The sequence below is a fragment of the Anabaena subtropica FACHB-260 genome, from assembly GCF_014697105.1.
In the GTDB taxonomy this organism is placed as follows: domain Bacteria; phylum Cyanobacteriota; class Cyanobacteriia; order Cyanobacteriales; family Nostocaceae; genus Trichormus; species Trichormus subtropicus.
Map to the genome: position 1 here is coordinate 58,962 of NZ_JACJRF010000020.1, position 16,688 is coordinate 75,649.

General features: G+C 41.4%; 10 protein-coding genes. 3 read left to right on the plus strand and 7 right to left on the minus strand.

Annotated features, from left to right (window positions below):
- Nucleotides 1–96 precede the first annotated feature (96 nt).
- From H6G18_RS13340 to H6G18_RS13350, 3 genes are all read left to right on the plus strand, one after another.
- Nucleotides 97–2,439, plus strand: coding sequence for a heavy metal translocating P-type ATPase (locus H6G18_RS13340; protein ID WP_190407583.1), 2,343 nt, complete (start codon nucleotides 97–99; stop codon nucleotides 2,437–2,439).
- Nucleotides 2,440–2,459: 20 nt separating this feature from the next.
- Nucleotides 2,460–2,675: a hypothetical protein gene (locus tag H6G18_RS13345; RefSeq protein ID WP_190407584.1), complete on the plus strand. Its 216-nt coding sequence runs from the start codon at nucleotides 2,460–2,462 to the stop codon at nucleotides 2,673–2,675.
- An 87-nt stretch (nucleotides 2,676–2,762) separates the two neighbouring features.
- Nucleotides 2,763–3,176: a heavy metal-responsive transcriptional regulator gene (locus H6G18_RS13350; RefSeq protein WP_190407614.1), complete on the plus strand. Its 414-nt coding sequence runs from the start codon at nucleotides 2,763–2,765 to the stop codon at nucleotides 3,174–3,176.
- A gap of 297 nt (nucleotides 3,177–3,473) precedes the next feature.
- Here H6G18_RS13350 and H6G18_RS13355 read toward each other — a convergent pair whose 3' ends face one another.
- The 7 genes from H6G18_RS13355 to H6G18_RS13385 all read right to left on the minus strand — a co-directional run bounded on the left by H6G18_RS13355 (nucleotide 3,474) and on the right by H6G18_RS13385 (nucleotide 15,719).
- Complete coding sequence (locus H6G18_RS13355; protein WP_190407585.1) at nucleotides 3,474–5,177, minus strand: SulP family inorganic anion transporter; 1,704 nt, start codon at nucleotides 5,175–5,177, stop codon at nucleotides 3,474–3,476.
- 67 nt (nucleotides 5,178–5,244) lie between these two features.
- Nucleotides 5,245–6,108, minus strand: a complete 864-nt coding sequence (locus H6G18_RS13360; RefSeq protein ID WP_190407586.1) for a universal stress protein — start codon at nucleotides 6,106–6,108, stop codon at nucleotides 5,245–5,247.
- A 43-nt stretch (nucleotides 6,109–6,151) separates the two neighbouring features.
- The gene (locus H6G18_RS13365; protein ID WP_190407615.1) at nucleotides 6,152–7,570 is read right to left on the minus strand and encodes a SulP family inorganic anion transporter; all 1,419 of its coding nucleotides are present in this window, start codon (nucleotides 7,568–7,570) and stop codon (nucleotides 6,152–6,154) included.
- A 770-nt stretch (nucleotides 7,571–8,340) separates the two neighbouring features.
- Nucleotides 8,341–11,517 (minus strand): GAF domain-containing sensor histidine kinase, encoded by a 3,177-nt coding sequence (locus tag H6G18_RS13370; RefSeq protein WP_190407587.1) that lies wholly within the window; start codon nucleotides 11,515–11,517, stop codon nucleotides 8,341–8,343.
- Nucleotides 11,518–11,642: 125 nt separating this feature from the next.
- Nucleotides 11,643–12,242 carry a Uma2 family endonuclease gene (locus tag H6G18_RS13375; protein WP_190407588.1) on the minus strand — a complete coding sequence of 200 codons (600 nt, stop codon included), beginning with the start codon at nucleotides 12,240–12,242 and terminating at the stop codon, nucleotides 11,643–11,645.
- A gap of 151 nt (nucleotides 12,243–12,393) precedes the next feature.
- Nucleotides 12,394–13,563, minus strand: coding sequence for an AGE family epimerase/isomerase (locus tag H6G18_RS13380; protein ID WP_190407589.1), 1,170 nt, complete (start codon nucleotides 13,561–13,563; stop codon nucleotides 12,394–12,396).
- Between the two features lie 161 nt (nucleotides 13,564–13,724).
- A complete protein-coding gene (locus H6G18_RS13385; protein ID WP_242040303.1) occupies nucleotides 13,725–15,719 on the minus strand; it encodes a hypothetical protein in 1,995 nt (664 codons plus the stop codon).
- Nucleotides 15,720–16,688: the final 969 nt, after the last annotated feature.

Consider the following 16,688-nt stretch of genomic DNA (forward strand, 5'->3'; position numbering starts at 1 on the left):
GGGAAAAATTTCTGCGATACCTCTTGACTCTCCAGTGAACTGGAGGATTCAAGATGAAAACAGTTGTTAGTACCACTTGGTAATTGGAGTACTCAGATGGAAAACGCCACCTTAAAATTGCGTGGTATGAGTTGTGCTTCCTGTGCCAAAAATATTGAAGATGCCATTCTTGCTGTCCCTGGTGTCAAGGAATGCAGTGTCAACTTTGGCGCAGAACAAGCCACGATTAGGTATGATTCCCAAACCACGGATTTACAAGCAATTCAAAATGCAGTCAGTGCAGCAGGTTACTCTGCTTATCCACTCCAGCAAGAAAATTTGATGCAGGGTGATGATGATGCCGAAAAAAGGTATCGTCTGCAAGAGTCTCGTGATTTGCAAAGAAAGTTGACCGTAGGTGGCATTATTAGCATAGTCCTATTCGTCGGTTCACTACCGATGATGACAGGGATACACTTACCACTAATTCCCGCATGGTTGCATAACCATTGGGTGCAATTACTACTAACTACCCCTGTACAATTTTGGTGTGGTTACTCCTTCTACATCAATAGTTGGAAAGCTTTTAAACGTCATTCCGCCACAATGGATACGTTGATTGCTTTAGGTACGAGTGCCGCATATTTCTATTCCCTATTTGCTACTATATTTCCGGGGTTTTTCATCAGCCAAGGTTTGAGTGCAGATGTGTATTATGAAACTGCGGCAATTGTCATTACCTTAATTTTACTAGGGCGGTTGTTTGAAAATCGTGCCAAAGGACAAACCTCAGAAGCTATCCGTAAGCTTATTGGTTTGCAAGCGAAAACGGCGCGTTTAATTCGCAATGGACAAGAGATAGATGTACCCCTGGAACAAGTGCAAATTGGCGATGTAATTTTGGTGCGTCCTGGGGAAAAAATTCCCGTGGATGGAGAAATTATTAGCGGCTCATCCACAATTGATGAGGCGATGGTGACAGGGGAAAGTGTCCCTGTGAAAAAGCAGCCAGGAGATGAAGTAATTGGCGCTACTATCAACAAAACTGGGAGTTTCCAATTCCGAGCCACGAGGGTAGGTAAAGATACCGTACTGGCGCAGATTGTCCAACTAGTACAGCAAGCTCAAGGCTCAAAAGCCCCTATTCAGAGATTAGCAGACCAAATTACAGGTTGGTTTGTGCCTGGGGTGATAGCGATCGCTCTTTTTACCTTTATCATTTGGTTTAATGTGATGGGTAATGTCACTTTGGCATTAATCACTACGGTAGGAGTCTTAATTATTGCTTGTCCTTGTGCCTTGGGTTTAGCTACACCGACATCTGTAATGGTAGGTACTGGTAAAGGTGCAGAAAACGGCATTTTAATTAAAGGAGCCGAAAGCCTAGAATTAGCCCACAAAATTCAAACCATTGTCTTAGACAAAACCGGCACAATTACCCAAGGTAAACCCACAGTTACAGATTTTGTCACCGTCAACGGCACTGCTAATAGCAATGAAATCAATTTACTCAAACTAGCTGCATCTGTAGAACGCAACTCGGAACACCCATTAGCAGAAGCAGTTGTCAGATATGCTCAATCTCAAGCAGTCGAGCTAGTAGACATCAATGATTTTGCCGCAATTCCCGGTAGTGGTGTACAAGGTATAGTTAACAACCATCTTGTACAAATCGGTACACAACGCTGGATGACGGAATTAAGCATTGATACCAAAGCACTAGAACAAGATAAAGAACGCTGGGAATACCTGGGTAAAACAGTCGTTTGGTTAGCAGTAGATGGAAAAATTCAAGGATTAATGGGTATTGCCGATGCCATTAAACCAACTTCTCTACAAGCTGTTAAAGCTTTACAAAAACTAGGTTTAGAAGTCGTCATGCTCACAGGCGACAATCGCCGCACCGCCGAAACCATCGCCCGTGAGGTGGGTATTCAGCACGTCTTAGCAGAAGTCCGCCCAGAACAGAAGGTGGAAGCAATTAAGTTGCTACAAACAGGACGTAGGGGAGCAAATAAAGAAGCAGGGGGGAAGGGAGCAGGGAGCAGGGGAGCAAATCAATCCAAAAGCCCCAATCTAAAATCTAAAATTGTGGCAATGGTGGGTGATGGAATTAATGACGCGCCGGCGTTGGCTCAAGCCGATGTAGGGATTGCCATTGGCACTGGTACAGATGTAGCGATCGCTGCTAGTGACATTACCTTAATATCTGGTGATTTGCAAGGTATTGTCACCGCTATTCAACTCAGCCGCGCCACGATGGGTAACATTCGGCAAAACTTATTCTTCGCCTTTATTTACAACGTTGCAGGTATTCCCATCGCCGCAGGTATTCTCTTTCCTATCTTTGGCTGGTTACTCAACCCCATTATCGCTGGTGCAGCAATGGCTTTTAGTTCTGTGTCTGTTGTCACTAACGCTCTACGTCTGCGTAAATTTCAACCAAAAACGATTGTCTAGGAACCCAACCCACAATGTTTATGAGAAAGATAATTCTTGCCAGTCTAGCCAGTTGGGGATTGATATTTAGTTTGGGTGCGAATACAGCCTTAGCAGATATCAATCATGAATCACCAACAACTCAGTTCCGTCCGATGGAACAACCACTATCAACCAAGGCTGCGGTTACATTTGCTGGCATGACATTAATAGGTTTAGAAATATGGTGGTTTCTTCTCAGCAAACCCAAGCCATGAATATTTACTTATGAGCATCTATGCTTGACTCTCCATGTAACTGGAGAGTTTAGTATAGGTATGGTTGTCTCAAAAACTAGAGAATTTATGTTAGCTCAAGAAGAATCAAAACTAATTGGTTCAGTTGCTAAAGAAAGCGGTGTACCGATTAAAACGATTCGCTACTATGAGGAACTTGGCCTGCTTAAATCATCAGGGAGAACTGAAGGCGGATTTAGATTATTTAACACTGATGTTTTAGAGCGATTGCATTTTATTAAACGCGCTCAGAGTTTAGGATTGCATTTATCGGAAATTAAGGAATTTTTACAGGTTCATGATGCAGGTGAATTACCTTGCGACCATATCAAAATCAAACTGGAGGATAAAGTCCAAGCTATTGATGAGCAAATTCAACAATTACTAATACTCAGGCAAGAGTTAGAAGGTTTGCTGTCGGGTTGGGAAGTAAAATCTGATAACCATCATTCCACAATTTGCCCCATCATTGAAAATGAATGAAAAGAGTTAGAACGCAAGTATTTACGTACATTAAATTTCATTCCCTGATTCAGCAATGCCCTCTTAAAAAGTGAGCGATCGCCTTTCCCTAAGGCGATTCGCCAAAACAGGATATTATCAATTAAGGAAGATAAGAAAAAGGCTTGTCAGACCATTTTGGATTTCAGATTTTGGATTGAAAACCCTTGGTTTATATGAGTTTTATGTGTCCATCTGTCGCCATCATGGTTCAAATTGGTATCAGTATCAAAATCAGTGCCACTTAATATGGGCAATAATTTTACCTTACTGCACTTTTCAGACGAAACTTTCTGGCTTAATTAGGGCAGATGCCGATTGTAATGCCTGTAAGCGGCTTTCTACCTGATTAATTTGGGCTGATAACTTGACAGATGACTCATTTTGCGTATTCCGAGGCTTACAGAATCTCTGCAATTCAAGCTGGGTAATCCGTCGCTCTACTTGTCCAGGGGTAACGACTATCCAGACATGACGATTATGAGCGATCGCATCCTCGACTATAGATTCAATCGCCAGGGCAGCTGTTACCCCAATATTGGGAACTTCACTCAAATCTAAAACTAGTACTTGATAGTTCTGCACCATCGACATTCGGCGAGAGATACTTTTGGCTGCACCAAAGCTCATTGGTCCCCCCAATTTAAGTAGCAAAATATCTCCTCCTGCTTGGGTCAGGATTTTCTGCTCGGTGGGAGTGAGATTGTGATCGCCATTTGAGTCAGTAATGACTTTGATATTATCACTTTGGACATCGCTTAACCGTTTAATAGTGAGGACATTGGCAATAAACGCTCCTACTAGTACCGCCGTAATTAAATCTACAAATACGGTTAAAAACAACACTAAATACATCAATCCCGTACCCTTTAAAGAAAGACGGGGCGCACGTTTGATAAACCCCCAATCGAGAATATCAATACCTACCTTCAATAACAGTCCCGCCAGCACTGCATTAGGAATCTGTGCCGTTAAAGGCCCTGCCCAAAATACGACTAACAGCAGTACCAGGGCATGAATCATCCCAGATAGGGGCGTTTTCCCCCCAGCCTGGACATTCACCACCGTCCGCATGGTAGCTCCTGCACCGGGTAAACCTCCAAATAGCCCCGCCACCATGTTGCCAATCCCCTGCCCAATCAACTCCTTATCAGAGTCATGCTGAGTGCGGGAGATACTATCAGCCACCAAGGAAGTTAACAAAGAATCGATCGCCCCCAACACCCCTAACATCAGCCCGTACCGGAGCATATCTGCTAACTCACGGATACTAAAGGTGGGCTTTCGTAAGGTGGGTAATCCGCTAGGAATCTGACCAATGCGAGCCAGAGTTGCGTCTTTGAATACCACCATTGAAACAATTGTTACCACAACCAATGCCAATAAGGGGGACGGTATAATCCGATTCAGTTTGGTGGGAGTGGCAAAGACAATCAGCAAGGTGAGTAATCCCAGTCCTACAGCAACCCAGTTGGGATTACTCAGGTAGGTGGGTAGTTTTTGTAAGGTTGTCACTACGCTACCCGTGCCGATATGACCCAGCAAGGGGGGTAATTGGAGGAAAATGATAATTACGCCAATCCCTGACATAAAGCCAGAAATGACGGTGTAGGGCATAAGGGTGATGTATTGTCCCAGGCGCATTACCCCAAATATGATTTGCAGTAGCCCACCCAACATGACAACAGTAAATGCCATTGCTAACCCTGTATCGGGATGACGGGCTAACAAGGTAGCAATGACGGTTGTTACTACCACTGTCATTGGTCCTGTAGGGCCAGAAACTTGGGCTGGTGTTCCCCCAAATAAGGCAGCAAAAAAGCCGACGATGATAGCACCATAGAGTCCAGCGATCGCTCCAGCGCCAGAAGCAACCCCAAAGGCTAGGGCTAGAGGTAGAGCTACAATAGCAGCAGTTAAGCCCCCAAACAGGTCGCCGCGCCAATTGCGAAAATGAATTTTGTTAATTATGTTGATGGACACCGCATTACCACTCTTAATTAGACAAATTTGAACACAATCAGGCTCAGTATTTAAACAAAATTTGTGATCAACGAAAGACCAGTACGGAAATATTGCTGCTGCGAAGAATTTGAGTTGTAGTGCTACCAATAATCAAATGGCGAATACGGCTATGTCCGTAAGCACCCATGAGCAGAAGGCTGATATTATGTTGGTTAACATAGTTGGCAATTACTTTTTCTGGTTCACCCTCCATCAGGCTACAAGTCGGCTCAAATTTACCTCTTTCCAGCCATTGTTTTGCTTCACTCAGTCTTTCTACTGCTGTTTGATCTGAGCTATTTTTCCCGACTGTCAGCAGATGTATTTTTATACTTTGCCAACCTGGAGAATCTACTAAAAATTGTAATATTTTCTTGCCAGTTAAACTACCGTCATAAGCAACCAAAATACGCTCAATTGGTTTAAATTCACGGGTAGTAATTAAGCAAAGTTTATTACTACTACGTACAATTCGATCTACATTTGCCCCTAAATGTCCAGAGGCAAAATCTGCCGCTTCTCCACGTTTACCCAAAACGATTAAGTCTGAATTTGCTTCAAATTCCTGAAAACAATCTACTAAAAATCCGGTTTTATTAATTAAATTAAAATCTGCCACACCTTCAGCTTTGAGAACTTCGGCAGCATTTTGTAAAATCAATCTTGCTCGTTGATTGTTTAGCTTGGCTTTTTCATGTTCCAAATTCACTAATTCATTCAACAACTGTTCAGAAGCCCCAAGTCCAATACTACCGCTTAAGTTGCCTATAGAAGCAACTTTTTGGCTACGAATATCGGTGACAAACAAGACATTGATTGGGGCATGAAATTGATTAGCAAACCAAGCTCCGTATTTATAAACATTTTCCGCAAAAGCTGAACCATCTGTACAAAGTAAAATAGTTTTCATCGTGGTTTTAAACCTGATATTCAGAGGATTAAAAGAAAAAATGCTACTGCTCTTTGACAGCGTTGGAGTTTTGATGAATTGCTAACTTATTCAGCAAGGTAGCACTAGCTTCATTCAGTCCGATTAGTTCTACTTCTGCTCCATTACGACGAAATTTAAGTACTGCTTTATCGAGTACCTCTACTGCACCTTGATCCCACAGGTGAGCATAAGTTAAATCAATGGTGACGCGCTCCACTAGTTCTGTAAAATCAAAAAACCCTAGAAACTCATCTCTCGATAAAAAGAAAATTTGTCCGGCTACCTTATAGATGCGATGGGAACCATCTTCACTCAGCACCTTATCCACAAATACCAACTGGGCAATCTTGTTAGAGAAAAATACGGTACTCATGACGATTCCTGTCACCACGCCGAGGGCAAAATTACGAGTAAAAATGGTGACAAACATAGTCGTTAACATGACGGCCGTTTCAGTGCGGGGGATACGGCGGATATTTTTGAAGGATGTCCAGCGAAATGTACCGATTGATACCATAATCATCACGGCTACTAGTGTTGCCATCGGCATTTGCTTGACCCAATCTTGCAAAAATAAAATGGCAATTAACAAAAAAACTCCAGCCGCTAGGGTGGATAATCTCCCTCGTCCACCAGACTGGACATTAATCACCGATTGTCCAATCATCCCACATCCGGCCATGCCCCCAAAGAATGCAGTAACTATATTTGCAATGCCTTGTCCTTGAGCTTCTTGGTTTTTATCGCTGGGGGTATCTGTAAGTTCATCTACTAGTGAAGCGGTTAAGAATGAAGCCAACAAACCAACGATCGCCAATGTTAAAGAATAGGGCAGGATAATCTTTAATGTTTCCACTGTGAATGGGACTTGGGGCATGGCAAAACTCGGTAGCGCAGTGGGTAACTGTCCCATATCACCGACGGTGGGAACCTCAAGTTTCAGGGCGATCGCCGCGATCGTCATCACTGCTAAAGCTACCAAGGGAGAGGGAATGGCTTTGGTAAAGCGCGGCAGAATGTAAATAATCCCCAAGGAAAGGAGAGTTAATATATATACTGTGGGCGGTACATTCGTCAGTTGGGGTAACTGGGCGAGGAAAATTAAAACCGCCAGGGCATTTATATACCCAATCATCACGGCTCTGGGGACGAATCTCATTTGGCGTCCTAATTTCAGCAGCCCAAACACAACCTGAAATATCCCTGTTAAAAAGGTGGCGGCAAATAAATACTGCAAGCCATGATCTCTAACTAAGTCAATCATCAGTAGCGCCATCGCTCCAGTTGCGGCAGAAATTGACCCCGGTCTGCCTCCTAAAAATGCTGTCATGACCGCAATAATAAAGGAGGCATATAGCCCAACTTTAGGATCAACTCCGGCAATGATCGAAAAGGCGATCGCTTCTGGAATCAAAGCTAGCCCAACCACAGCCCCAGCCATAATGTCTCGTCGAGTGTTGAAAAACCACTCTCGCCTCAGAATTGTCGCGTTCAAGTTTCCTCCTAGCGTCTTCATTCAAATAAAATTGCCAGTGCCTAATTCACACTCAAAATAGCTCGCCCGTCAATATAATTCCGTCATTAATACCATGCAGGAAGCCTTGACGCTTGTTCATTGCTAACGCAATTGTTGAGGAACCAAACAGTTGCGTGTACCCCTGCCAGGAAACGCAGAGAAGCAAAGGGTATTATAAATTGGTGATTGTTTCATTCATACTGATTGAAGAGTAAGACAGTATGCAGAACGCACACAAACATCAGCAGCCAAATCCGCAGATCAAAAATAGCGATCCATCCTAGTAAAAAATGCTTATATAAACCTGGTTGGATAGAATGCTCCCACATGGAGACAGCAAAAGGGCGATCGCCACAAAGTTAAACTACTTTCTGGCATGATTATCTGCAAATACTTCTGATTGCTGCAAGGTTCAGGCATCACCCTAAGGTGGAGAATCCCAACTATTTAAAGCTACCGAAGAGATTGTTACCTGCGACATTACCTGAACCTTCTCAATAATTACAAGGGCGCTTTTTATATGACGCAAGCATATCACGGCAAAGTAATAATTTGCAATGAAAGTACAAGAAGCCTTATAAATCAAAAACTCCACCCACAAGAGGATACCCAGATTTCTCATACCAATTCAAAATTCAAAATTAAGAAAGTCAGATATCATCTGACTTTCTTATCTGCGGGATGCTACGCGAAAATTATGAATTGGTATTAGTTGTTGCTTGCAGAATCGGCAACTCAACTATAAAATCTGTACCTTTACCGAGTTCCGATTGGCAGTAGATTTTGCCTTTATGTTTATCTGTGACAATTTTATAACTGATAGAAAGCCCTAACCCTGTGCCTTTACCGACAACTTTAGTGGTAAAAAAGGGATCGAAAAGCCGAGAAAGTACCTTTTCATCCATGCCGAGTCCGTTGTCAGAAATGCGAATGCTAATCCAGTCATGATTGAGCCGGGAGGTAGAAATTCTGATTTGGCTGGGGTGTGCGGCAATTACTTCGGGAGTAGCTTGTATGTTTCGCTCTTCTAAAGCATCAATGGCATTAGAAAGCAGATTCATAAATACCTGATTCAATTGACCCGGATAGCATTCTATATTCGGCAACGAATTATAGTCTTTATTCACATAAATTGTGTGGCTATCGGCGGATGACTTCAAGCGGTGTTGTAAAATCATCAAGGTACTGTCGATGCCTTCATGAATATTTGCCACTTTAAAGTCGGATTCATCTAAGCGCGAAAAGTTCCGCAAAGAAGTGACAATTTCACAAACGCGCTCAGTGCCTACCTTCATAGATTGAAATAATTTAGGCAAGTCGTCAAATAAAAATTCTATTTCTGCCTTTTTCAAAAACTCTTTGATCTCGGGTACAACATCAGAATGATAATGTTGATACAGTTCCACACAACGTAGTAAGTCTTGGGTGTATTGGTGAGCGTGTTCCAAGTTACCGTGAATAAAATTAATCGGGTTATTAATTTCGTGAGCAACTCCCGCTACTAGTTGCCCCAAGCTAGCCATTTTTTCAGCGTGGATAATCTGCATTTGGGCAGTACGCAGTTCGTTTAATGTCTGAGCGAGTTGATTTGCTTCTTCACGGGTTTGACCCAACAAACTGGATTGTTGAAACAAAGTGGCTTGACGCAGTGCTACGCTCAGTTGCGCTGCTACTTGGGTGATAAATCCTAATTCAGTTTCTTCCCAATCACGGGCATGGGTGCATTGGTGAATACACAATAACCCCCATAGTGCGTCACCTTCCATGAGTGGGACGACAATCTGGGCTTTAACTTGGAATCGTTCAATGACATCCAGGTGAGGTACTTTGGAGCCAATGCTGTTGACATCAGAAATTACTTGTACTTGCCCTTGGTGATATTGCGGTGCGTACTGGTCGCCGAAGCAATAGTCTTGCACCTTCACGGCGAGGGCAGAATCAAATTTGGGTAACACATCTTCAGAAACAAATTCACCACTACAAAAACCGGCATCATGATCAAAACGGAAGATGCCGACTCGATCTGCTTGGAGCGATCGCCGTATTTCTTGTACTGTAACTTTAAAGATGGTTTCTAAATCCAAGGATTCCCGAATCTTAACGACCAGATCAAATAAGATCCGGCGCTGTTCTGCCGATTGGTGTAGTTCATCGGCACGAGTTTGAATTTGTGCCACCATTTCGGAACTTTGCAGTGCTACACCGAGTTGACTAGCAACCTGTCCCAAAAATTCGACTTCTACACTATCCCACTGACGCGGCGCAGAATGTTGATAAGCAGCTAGCAATCCCCACAGGTTACGTCCTACAAAAATGGGAGTTAAGGCATAAGCACGAATCTTAAACTGTTCTAAAATATCTAGGTGACAGCGCGAGTGTCCCACTTGATAGATGTCGTTAACAGCAAAATTTTCGTTGTTGCGGTAGCGTCCACCTTTGGTTTCTTGCAGGTGAGTATCTTCCCAAACGAGGTTTTTACCAAAGGGGTTGATGCTGTCCCATTGTGCTTCAACCATACCGAAATTACTGACAAATTCGCCACTCCAATCTGGATTAAAGCGATAAACACCAGCCCGCTCAACCTTCAAAAGTTTACATACTTCCTGGCAAGTGGTTTTCAAGATTAAATCAATATCCAGGGAGGAGCGAATTTTCCCGACTACTTCCGTCAAAGCACGTTGTCTAGCGATCGCATCTTGGAAAGCGATGGCTTGTTGTTTTGACTGCGCTACTATCTCGGATTGTTGAATTGCTACTCCTAATTGTGCGCCTACCTGCTCTAGAAACTCAACTTCATAATTTTCCCATTGGCGTGGGCTGGAGTGTTGATAGGCTGCTACTAGTCCCCACAGTTTTGACCCAATGAAGATAGGCGCTAAGGCATAAGCCCGAATCTTGAATTGTTCGAGAATATTAATGTGGCAACGCGAGTGACCGACTTGGTAAATATCATTAACGGCAAAACTCTCGTTATTGCGGTAGCGCCCACCTTTTGTTTCCTGGAGGTAGGTATCTTCCCAAACTAGATTTTTACCAAGGGGATTGACTCTATCCCATAAAGCTTCTACCATACCGAATTGACTAACAAATTCACCACTCCAATCTTCATGAAAACGGTAAATAGCTGCTCGCTCTAACTTGAGGAGTTGGCACAGTTCCTGACAGGCGGTGTTGAGAATAAGTTTGGTGTCTAGGGATGAACGAATATTGCCCACTACTTCCGTTAAAGCACGTTGCCTAGCGATCGCATCTTGCAGTTCTGCGGTGCGTTCTTTGGAAGTCACTAGGATTTCTGCCTGCTGCATGGCAATACCGATATGGCTGGCAGCTTGCAATAAGAATTCGACTTCGTTCGGATGCCATTGTCGAGGAGCCGAGTGTTGATATGCTGCCATCAAACCCCACAGTTTTGCACCAATAAAAATAGGTGCGATCGCATATGCCCGGATTTGAAATTGTTCCAATACTTCTATATGACAACGAGAGTGTCCGGCATCATAAATATCAGCCACAGCAAACGGCTCATTTTTGCGATATCTCCCTCCTTGGGTTTCTTGCAAATGCGAGTCTTGCCACACCAAGTCCTGCCCAAAGGCGATGAGTGTATGCCAAGGAGATTCTGCAAAGCCAAAATGATTAATGAAACTACCACTCCAATCAGAGTTAAAGCGGTAGATTGCTACTCGCTCAATCTGCAATTGTCGGCAGATATCTTGACAAGAAGTCGAACACAAAGACTCTAAGTTTACAGATGTCCGAATCTTAGCCAAAATTCTCGCCAGAATTTTTTGGTACTGAACCACTAACTGTAGCTGTTTAGGATACTCTGGTACGCCTAAAATGTTTGCAGTTTCATAACCGTTTGTGGTCATAGATATATATTAAAGTGAAACACTTACTTTCAGTGTTCCCTTGTTGATTTAGGAGATTACAGTTATGAAGGAAAACTTAGGCTGATAAATATGATGATTTGGTTAAGACAGAAGGTGGCGTTAACTCAACCTACGGGATCAGCGATCGCACTTTGAGGAAAAATTCTCCCCAAATCCAACAAGTTATCTTCAAACCCAGGAATAGCCACTGCCTCATCTGGTAAATAGATTTGCTTGCTCAGATAATTAAATTTACCTTGAGCATTTTGATAAGGTTGACTGTAACGCTCTAACTGACGAGCATTTAAATTGACAATCCAATAGTTAGCAATTCCAGCTTCTGCATATATTTCTAACTTCTTGGTTTGGTCGTAATCTAGGGTTGAGTCAGAAATTTCGACAACCAAGAAAATATCTCCGGGATAGGGATGATGATCTAGATAATCTTCATCTTTACCTCGTGCAATCACAACATCTGGTTCAGGTTCACTCTGATTTGGCAGGGTAATTGGATCTTGTCCACGAATGACTGCACTATCACCTAAAAGTCGATCTAGTTGTCGGCAAAGGATAGAACCGCAGACTGTATGAGGTGTTCCCTTAGCTACCATTTGGATGAGTTCTCCCCCGATTAATTCGATGCGATCGCCCTCTTTTAAAAATCCAAGTTCAATCAACTGATGATATTCATCAATGGTGAATCGCTTCGGTGTGACAACGCTCATAACATATCTGTATAGTGGTATTCCTTCACTTGTACCCTAGCAAAAATTCAGCTCGTAGTTAGGACTTTAGTCCTTAATTGTGAAGCACTTAAGTGATTACTACAAACTGATGAAAACTTTTGTACCCAACTACTGAATTACGAATTAAGAATTAACATAAAGCCTCAAACTGTTGCCAACAAAGATACAAAGCACGGGGTACATGAAAACATCCCTTCCATTTACCACCTTTGAGATTTAACAGCACTTCTCCACGACGATTTAAGTAGCCAAACCACTCTCCATATTCTGGATCAGCAAAGTGATTCCAAGTGTAATCGTGCATTTTTTGATACCATTCCCAACAGATATCACGACCAGTCAGCCGATAACCCATTGCCAAGGCTACTAAAGACTCTAAATGTACCCACCACAATTTTTGATCCCATTCCAATTGTTGTGGGGGATGACCTGCTGCATCCATAAAGTAATACAAGCCACCATATTCACTATCCCAAGCGAAATTGAGAATATTTAACACCACATCAACAGCTTGGTTAATGGTTTTGTTGTCGTTTTTCCGCCGGGCGATGTCCATAATAAACCACATCGCTTCGATACCGTGACCGGGGTTAATCAGCCGACCATCAAAACAATCAATGTGGGAACCATCAGGGGCAACATTTTCATACATCAGTCCCTGTTCTTGGTCGAAAAAATCCGTCATGACTTCCTGAACGGTTCCAGCCAAAACTTCCTCTAGGGTTTCCTTGGGTAGCAACCATTCCATTTCTAAGGTGAGGTTGGCTAAAATCATCGGCACAGAGAGGGCTTTCATCGGACGTGTGCCGGGGTAGGTTTTGGTATATTTGCCCTTGGGATGATCTTTGCGGCGCAGAACGTTGTTGTATGCTTGCATTGCTACATCTTTTGCCCACTCTTCACCAGAAGCTAGGGCATATTGGCTAAATGCCATCGCTGCAAAGCAATCAGAAAAGATATTGTAAGGCTGTATTAATGGTTGACCTCCACGGGTAAGGGCAAAATACCAGTTACCTTCTGCATCTCTGCCGTGTTGAGCGAGAAATTTAGCGCCATTATTGGCAATTTTGAGCCAGTTTTCGCGTTTTTCCATCTGGTTGCACAGCATGGAAAAAGTCCATACTTGGCGGTTTTGCAGCCAGATAAATTTATCTGTGTCATACACCTTACCCTGGCGATCGAGACAGGTAAAGTAACCCCCTTCTTCCCAATCAAGGGAGTAGTTTTCCCAAAATGGTAATACGTCGTCGAGGAGGGAGTTTTTGTAAAGTTCCGCCAGTGCTTGCAAGTTTTGCCCCATGATGTCACCCCCTGTTCAAATCTATCAGGGTTAATTATCACCTTGCAAAGGATAGACTACAAGTGGTCTAGGTTATATCAGTGAACAGTTACCGTCCTTTGTCTTGATTGGGCAGGTAAGATACCTACTACACAAGAATCATCCCTTAATTTAGCAATGTCTTATTTCTCTACTACGTCCATAAATGCGGTAATGATTTCACGCTTACGGATGGTGTCCTTAGGAACTAAAATCCGCCATCGCAGAGTACGATTTTCCTGACTCCAGTTGTCAAATCGGGCAATTTCCGAACCTGCGGTTTGAGGGTCGTCACCAGTTGCTGGATGCTTTGCAGTAAAGCCAGACAGGTACATAGTGTCACTTTCGGGAAAATATTTGATTCGCCGTAAATCGGTAAAGATGCGGGGAGTTTTGTCCTTTTGCATAGCACTATAAGTGTAGATGGGGTTGCCATTGCTATCCAAGCCTTGCAAGGAATAATGGTGAATCCCTTTTTGGTTCCGTAAAGTCGTCCAGACATCACCTTTACTATCTACCCACCATCCACCAACATAGGAGGAATCTTCCCCATTATCATATTCTCCTTGATCAAAAGCACCGTTACCGTTGCGATCGCGCCAAATCCATTCTCCTGTTTGTGGTTGATAGGGCGGCCAAGTTCCTGAAATTGCTTGTTTACTCTCGCTATTTGTACTAATAAACATTCCAGCAGGAATGGCAATATTGCCATCCTTGCTGGGATTGAACCGATAAATCTGCAAGGAATTGGTGTACATATCCAAGAGAAACAAAAATCTTTGACCATTGATGCGACGCACAAAAGTAGTATCTGGGGATGTATGCAGACGGGGATCTTGAGGATATTTGAATGCGTTCAAGGTATAGGCTTTGTAAATCCATTGCTGACTCGCAGGCTTGCTATGATCTATCAAGAAATGTTCATACTTAGTAAAAATTTCTCTTCCATCTGTTGTAGGGTCAGCATCAGCATTTTCTTCCAAGGATAATCCTAATAATCGCCATAGTTGTTTTCCTGATGGCGAAAACTTCCTTAAATCCGTTCTGGAATTATTGAAACCATTGCTATTAATATAAAGATTGCCTTCAGTATCTGCACCTACTCCCGTTAGTCCATAAAGCTTTAAATCTTGGACTTCGCCAGGAATACCTCCATAAATTCCTCCAGTGCTACCAAAAGTGTCAACCTGCAAGGGTTTATCTGTAATGCTATAAATCAATACTTGCTGAAGCGGCCCATTTTCTGCTACTAACAGTCTGCCTTGATTATCGACTGCGATCGCTTCTGGTACTACAACATTAGTTATTTGTTGTGGTAATTGTTTTCCTGATGTGGAATAACGTAATATTTTAGCAGGATTATTAGCATCTTTCTTTTGAATAATCCACAGATTACCCTGTTTATCAATAGCTATACCTCCTGGTCTAGCAACACTAAAGTTACGTAATTCTTTCATCGTGTCAGTGTTAAAGACGCGAATTTTATTAGTTCCCGAATCACTAATATATAAATTTTTATCTCTAGTTACTAATCCAGTAACTTCACCTTTAATACTGGTAAGTAACATACTTTTATCCCAGCCTATTCCACCAGTAAAAGGTGCAGGTTTACCAGATAAGTCATAACGTCTCACACAATACCAAGTTGTTCCTTCTGGTGGATAATCTTTATCTATTTTGCCAACTGATCCTTGACTCATTGCAATGTAAATATACTTGCTATCAGCTGTGACAGCTTTACCACCACTACGACTCCAACCATGAATGTCACTGAGCATCCCAATAACACGACCGTCTTTATATATTGATGCTTCTGCTCCAGCTTCATCCCAGTGACTATTAGTATAAATTATACCGTTAGGAGTAACATACATTGCCTCTATATAGTTTTGTACCCACTTATTAGCACCAGTAAAAGTATTACCAATCCAATCGGTTTTGTAAGTATTTTTCGGGACTTTACTTAATGTTAAATCTATTGGAATAATAATGAAAGTACCAAGAAAGCCAATTATCACTGCAAATAAAAATAGTAAAGATTTAGATTTCCTATTTATTCTCTTTTTTAAAAAAATCTTATAATATTTATTTAATTTTGATGTTACTTTATACAAGTAATACGTAAATGAAGGCTTCATATAATCAGCAGTTTATTTAACTTCCTAGTTTCCAAACCCTAAAATTAACGAAATGTACCCTATTCAAAGGACAAGCCATATATACAAATAGCTTCTTAAATTAAGATTACTAGGTTGTAAAAAATTAACAGGATAAGATTAAACAATTTATAAATGTCTACCTTTAGTTGTGTCTATTGATACGAATTTTATGTACGTTTGAATATAATCTAAAACCCTCACATTCAACTTTACTAAAGATGACAAATTTAGCTAATAAAAACCTTTTCATCAAAAGTAAAATAAATTTTTTATTGGAAAATAGATGTTAAACAGACTACAAAAATCTTCCTAATATCATCAATAAAGGGTGAAGTCAGTTTTTGTATATCTCATATACACTTTTTTAGATAGAGTTAAAATTATCTTTCTGTTTAGAAGATAATACACAAATAACAAATGATTGCCCCTTGTCAGTTAATATTCATCGAATATTTATCAAAAAAATATGACTGTTAAATTTTAAAAATTAGTAGAAATAATATGTATTTAGTATATTAAGATACTTTATAAGAAATAAAAGAATGCCAGAGATTATCCTTTATTTATATATTTATTTACCAAGTTGTTTTTTGACAAGTATGTATTCAAAATTAAATCCATAACCCATCCAATAATTTCAGATTAAATCAATAAAATCAACTGTGTTATGAAAAATACACTGAGTGAAAAAAGAATCTAGATGCTGAGGAAATAGTCAGGTTTAGACTTATAATCGGTCATTTCTGTTTATTTAAAGATTTGATAAATAAAAATGCCCAATCATAAATAAATTTAAATAAAATCTATATCGAGTTAGATGTAATGCTTACTGATGGCTGAGAAAATTAGAGAATATAAATAATAAATAGCTGCTTATAAACTACTTACACTAAAACAGACGGATAATTTTTCTCTGGTAACAGTTTATGGTTAAATTTTGCCATCGTG

Excerpts from the sequence above, each read along its gene's own strand:
- H6G18_RS13375 (WP_190407588.1), bottom strand. The coding sequence starts at position 12,242 with ATGAGCGTTGTCACACCGAAGCGATTCACCATTGATGAATATCATCAG.
- H6G18_RS13385 (WP_242040303.1), bottom strand. The coding sequence starts at position 15,719 with ATGAAGCCTTCATTTACGTATTACTTGTATAAAGTAACATCAAAATTA.
- H6G18_RS13345 (WP_190407584.1), top strand. The coding sequence starts at position 2,460 with ATGAGAAAGATAATTCTTGCCAGTCTAGCCAGTTGGGGATTGATATTT.
- H6G18_RS13340 (WP_190407583.1), top strand. The coding sequence starts at position 97 with ATGGAAAACGCCACCTTAAAATTGCGTGGTATGAGTTGTGCTTCCTGT.
- H6G18_RS13360 (WP_190407586.1), bottom strand. The coding sequence starts at position 6,108 with ATGAAAACTATTTTACTTTGTACAGATGGTTCAGCTTTTGCGGAAAAT.
- H6G18_RS13365 (WP_190407615.1), bottom strand. The coding sequence starts at position 7,570 with ATGGCTGGGGCTGTGGTTGGGCTAGCTTTGATTCCAGAAGCGATCGCC.
- H6G18_RS13370 (WP_190407587.1), bottom strand. The coding sequence starts at position 11,517 with ATGACCACAAACGGTTATGAAACTGCAAACATTTTAGGCGTACCAGAG.
- H6G18_RS13350 (WP_190407614.1), top strand. The coding sequence starts at position 2,763 with ATGTTAGCTCAAGAAGAATCAAAACTAATTGGTTCAGTTGCTAAAGAA.
- H6G18_RS13380 (WP_190407589.1), bottom strand. The coding sequence starts at position 13,563 with ATGGGGCAAAACTTGCAAGCACTGGCGGAACTTTACAAAAACTCCCTC.